The organism is Thiocystis violacea (assembly GCF_016583575.1).
Taxonomy (GTDB): domain Bacteria; phylum Pseudomonadota; class Gammaproteobacteria; order Chromatiales; family Chromatiaceae; genus Thiocystis; species Thiocystis violacea.
Genome location: NZ_NRRG01000115.1, coordinates 1 through 3,477, shown reverse-complemented (window position 1 = coordinate 3,477; position 3,477 = coordinate 1). Strand labels below are relative to the sequence as shown.

General features: G+C 58.4%; 6 protein-coding genes. 4 read left to right on the top strand and 2 right to left on the bottom strand.

Features of this window, described 5'->3' with window-relative positions; all coding sequences use genetic code 11:
* Positions 1 to 591: 591 nt before the first annotated feature.
* From CKO27_RS23485 to CKO27_RS23470, 4 genes are all read left to right on the top strand, one after another.
* On the top strand, positions 592 to 855 hold the full coding sequence (locus CKO27_RS23485; RefSeq protein WP_200377335.1) for a DUF433 domain-containing protein: 264 nt from the start codon (positions 592 to 594) through the stop codon (positions 853 to 855).
* A complete protein-coding gene (locus tag CKO27_RS23480; protein ID WP_200377334.1) occupies positions 855 to 1,196 on the top strand; it encodes a DUF5615 family PIN-like protein in 342 nt (113 codons plus the stop codon). The genes CKO27_RS23485 and CKO27_RS23480 overlap by 1 nt, the downstream gene beginning before the upstream one ends.
* A 337-nt stretch (positions 1,197 to 1,533) precedes the next feature.
* Positions 1,534 to 1,764: a hypothetical protein gene (locus CKO27_RS23475; RefSeq protein WP_200377333.1), complete on the top strand. Its 231-nt coding sequence runs from the start codon at positions 1,534 to 1,536 to the stop codon at positions 1,762 to 1,764.
* A 5-nt stretch (positions 1,765 to 1,769) separates the two neighbouring features.
* Entirely contained in the window at positions 1,770 to 2,096 is a 327-nt protein-coding gene (locus CKO27_RS23470; RefSeq protein WP_200377332.1) for a type II toxin-antitoxin system RelE/ParE family toxin, read from the top strand.
* 139 nt (positions 2,097 to 2,235) lie between these two features.
* Here CKO27_RS23470 and CKO27_RS23465 read toward each other — a convergent pair whose 3' ends face one another.
* Both CKO27_RS23465 and CKO27_RS23460 read right to left on the bottom strand, forming a co-directional pair.
* The gene (locus tag CKO27_RS23465; RefSeq protein WP_200377331.1) at positions 2,236 to 2,538 is read right to left on the bottom strand and encodes a BrnA antitoxin family protein; all 303 of its coding nucleotides are present in this window, start codon (positions 2,536 to 2,538) and stop codon (positions 2,236 to 2,238) included.
* Entirely contained in the window at positions 2,522 to 2,797 is a 276-nt protein-coding gene (locus CKO27_RS23460) for a BrnT family toxin (protein WP_200377330.1), read from the bottom strand. The genes CKO27_RS23465 and CKO27_RS23460 overlap by 17 nt, the downstream gene beginning before the upstream one ends.
* Between the last annotated feature and the right edge of the window lie 680 nt (positions 2,798 to 3,477).

Sequence of the window (3,477 nt, the reverse complement as noted above, 5' to 3'; positions counted from 1 at the left end):
CGCTTCTTCGGGCGAACACACCCCGCGCTGTTCGAGCAGATCCTCCTGCGTGTGCCCTTGCCGCCGCGACCGCGACGCCGACGGCCACGCCCGCCGAAACGACCCTATCTGATGCCGGTCGCGGCCTGAGGGCGGTGGTCGGGATAATGAACAAGGCATCCCTGTGCGGTAAAAGGTTTCGAGTCCTTTGTGGCGGAAACTACGAATCATGCCGCGATAGTATAGCGCCGCTATACGATCCGCAACCTGTACTGAAGAGACGGCACCAGCACCCGTAGACGGGCAATCCCACCCGTTCATGACGGGGTGAGGTCGACGTTAGCGCACAGTCACTCGACCAGCTTCAGAGAGTGCGATCCTCGCAGATGGCATGGCGGAAGGGCGGCCTGGGGCGGGATGTCGCCACTAGCCGCTAGCAACGTCGGGTGGAGCGAGCGCGAATGTTGGGTGGCCAATAGCGACAACTCAACCGACGCCGCTGTGCGGATGGGATGTGCAATGGGAGACCTGACCCCGGCTTTTTTCTCCGGCTTTCTCCTCTCGACATTGCTATCATTCAGACGAAATAACTGACTTGGAGCCTAACGCGCGATGAATGCCGTCATCGATCATGACGCCTCGCTCAAATACTTGGATGGCCGGATCACCGTTCACCCAGATATCTGCAACGGGCATCCGACGATCCGGGGCATGCGGATCACCGCCGAGACGGTTCTCGGTTTTTTGAGTGTGGGGGAATCCCCGGACGAGATCTTGCGCCAGTATCCCTCGCTAGAGCCGGCGGACATCGAGGCTTGCCTGCGCTTTGCCGCTCACTTGATGGCCCGTCGCTATATGCTGCGCGATGTCGCCTGATGCCGCGTTTCCTGATCGATGTCAACCTCCCGTATCGTTTCGCCTTGTGGTCGGGTGGCGACTGTTCACACATGCGCGATCTCGGTGAGACTTGGACGGACACCCAGATTTGGGAGTATGCCCGTGAGCGCAACATGGTGATCGTGTCGAAGGATACGGACTTCTCGGATCGAATCGTGGTGAGTTCGCCGCCACCACGGGTTATTCACATTCGTATCGGAAACATGCGGATGCGTGACTTCCACGGCCTGATGACCCGATTGTGGCCGCAAGTCATCACATTGAGCACGAGTAACCGATTGGTTCGGATTTACCAAGACCGCATCGAGACGATCGAATGATCGATAGGGTCGCACGTCTGCGCGGACTACCCCGTTTTGTCTTGTTGAGAAATCGGTCTGGGACGAACTTTGAGATGTGCAACGGCTTTTTGCGGCTTTGTGACCCCGGCTTTGGGCTTTGCGTGTGCAATGGGAGACCTGACCCCGGCTTCTGACCCCGGCTTCACCCCTGACCCCGGCTTTTGACCCCGTTCCCTTGTGACCCGTTCCCTTGGGGTGTGCAATGGGAGACCCCGTTCCGAGACTTCAATCGAAAGGTGTTATAGTTCTTTGATAACAATTCAAGCTTGGCCCCTTTAATTCACGCTTTAGATGCCGCCATCAAGAGGACCGCGTCATGACCGTTGAAGCCACGAACATCACCGCACAGTTACACGCCGAGATCGAGCGCACCCCCGAACGATACCGATCATTACTGCTGCGGCTTGTCCACTCCTTCCGTGAGGGTCTCGAAGAGGAGGCACCTTGGCCGAACGCGACCGACTCCTTCCGCGATGGCTGGCGAGATGTTCGGGCCGGACGGATCCATCCGGTCGAAACGCTGTGGAACGGCATCGACACGGATTAAGTGCGGTGGTTGTCAGTTACTCAGAGGCGTTCAAACGGCAGATCAAGCGTTTAAGCCGACGCTATCGTCGAATTCGTGACGATCTTCAGCCGATCATCGATCAACTCGCTGCGGGCCAAACCCCTGGTGACCGTATTCAGGGCGTGGGTGACATGCTCTACAAGGTGCGCGTTCGTAATACTTCCGCTGGGCGCGGCAAGAGCGGCGGCTATCGCATCATCTATTACCTGCGCTCAACAACCGACGTGTTACTGGTCACGATCTACTCAAAAGCCGATCAGTCCGATATCGACGTTGAGGCGCTGTCACGTCTGCTCCAAGAGGAAGGATGATAACGATACGTGGTATTTCGGCGGTTGGTGGCTTCGCAAGGCGAGGGGTTTCTTCGGATTCGTGCTGGGACCAGTACGACATCACGCGGCGGCGTCCGTAAGTGGCTCCGTGCAATGGGAGACCTGACCCCGGCTTTCTCTACCTGGCTCCGTCTTGATGAAGTTCGCGCCGAATCGTTTCGCGCACGACATTCGCGAGCGTCTGCCCTTCAACGAACTGGCGCAGCGCCTCGTTCATCAGCGTTTGATAATTGCCACCCATCATCTCGGCGTGTGCCTTGAACGCCGCCAAGATCCTGTTATCCACCCGCATCGTGACTTGGGACTGGTTTCCTCGCTCGGCTTGCAGCCGTGCTAAGGCTGGCACCTCGGAAACGGGCTTGGCATCGGTAAAATCCAGGTCGGCATAGTCGTCGAAAAGGGGGTCAGAACGGTTGTTCATAGTGGCGCCGTTGGGGTTGGTTAGCTTTCCAAGCGGAAATCAAACAAATGCGATCGCCTCGGAGCGTCCACACCGCCACTAGGACACGTCCCCGGCCACCCATGCCGAGGGTCACGAACCGCTGTTCGCCGTTAGCGTCCAAGTTTTCGCGCGTGAGCGCGAAAGGATCAAGCAGCACATGACGTGCTTCATCGAAGGTCACTCCCTCGTGATTGACCGGATTGGCGGCGGCTTTGTCTGGGTCGAATTCGATCTCCATGGGTCGACGTTAGGCGCGTCTGTACAGATATGCAAGTCGCGCCGAGACAGGAAGAGCAGAGGGTCGCTAGATGGCTGGGGCTTCAACCAGAGATTCGATCAGCTCTGGGGGAGTGTGCAATGGGAGACCTGGGTGACCTCGCAATGGTTGCCGACTGTGAGAGAACCGCGCAAGCGGGAAGCTCTCCCGAGTAAGGCTTAGTCAGCCGCTCGGAAGTGAAATGACTGGACGGCGTCAGCCCGATGGTCAGAGAAATGAGTGACACGAGGTGAAGGGTGTGGCACTGAATCCGACACAGAGCCCCGAGAAACTTTGATTTTGGGTGAGAGCCGATCCTGTCAGGTCGGGCGCAGGCCAAGCGGGCGGTGCGTTATAGACGAGCACCCGCTGCCGGCCATGGAGGCGCGAAGCGCGAGGCCGGTAGTCCCGGGTAGGCCTCGGCGCGAGCGGATCACCGGAGTGGCGTAGGGGGCGAGAGTCCCGAAGCCGCGTAGGTGGTCTACCGTCCGGGGAGCGCCCGGTCTACTCAAAACCCCGAGTTTTTTTCGAGTTTTTGCAGCACCCGACCGCATCGTCTAAACTACAAAAGTAGCAAACTCTGGGAGATAAAAGGATGGGCATGCCGGTGCGTATCGACGATTTACTGTACGAGGACGCCAAGCGCCAAGCGAAGGCGGAAT

What these genes read in the sequence shown, in the direction of transcription:
- CKO27_RS23485 (WP_200377335.1), top strand. Translation starts at nt 592, where the DNA reads ATGAATGCCGTCATCGATCATGACGCCTCGCTCAAATACTTGGATGGC.
- CKO27_RS23480 (WP_200377334.1), top strand. Translation starts at nt 855, where the DNA reads ATGCCGCGTTTCCTGATCGATGTCAACCTCCCGTATCGTTTCGCCTTG.
- CKO27_RS23475 (WP_200377333.1), top strand. Translation starts at nt 1,534, where the DNA reads ATGACCGTTGAAGCCACGAACATCACCGCACAGTTACACGCCGAGATC.
- CKO27_RS23465 (WP_200377331.1), bottom strand. Translation starts at nt 2,538, where the DNA reads ATGAACAACCGTTCTGACCCCCTTTTCGACGACTATGCCGACCTGGAT.
- CKO27_RS23460 (WP_200377330.1), bottom strand. Translation starts at nt 2,797, where the DNA reads ATGGAGATCGAATTCGACCCAGACAAAGCCGCCGCCAATCCGGTCAAT.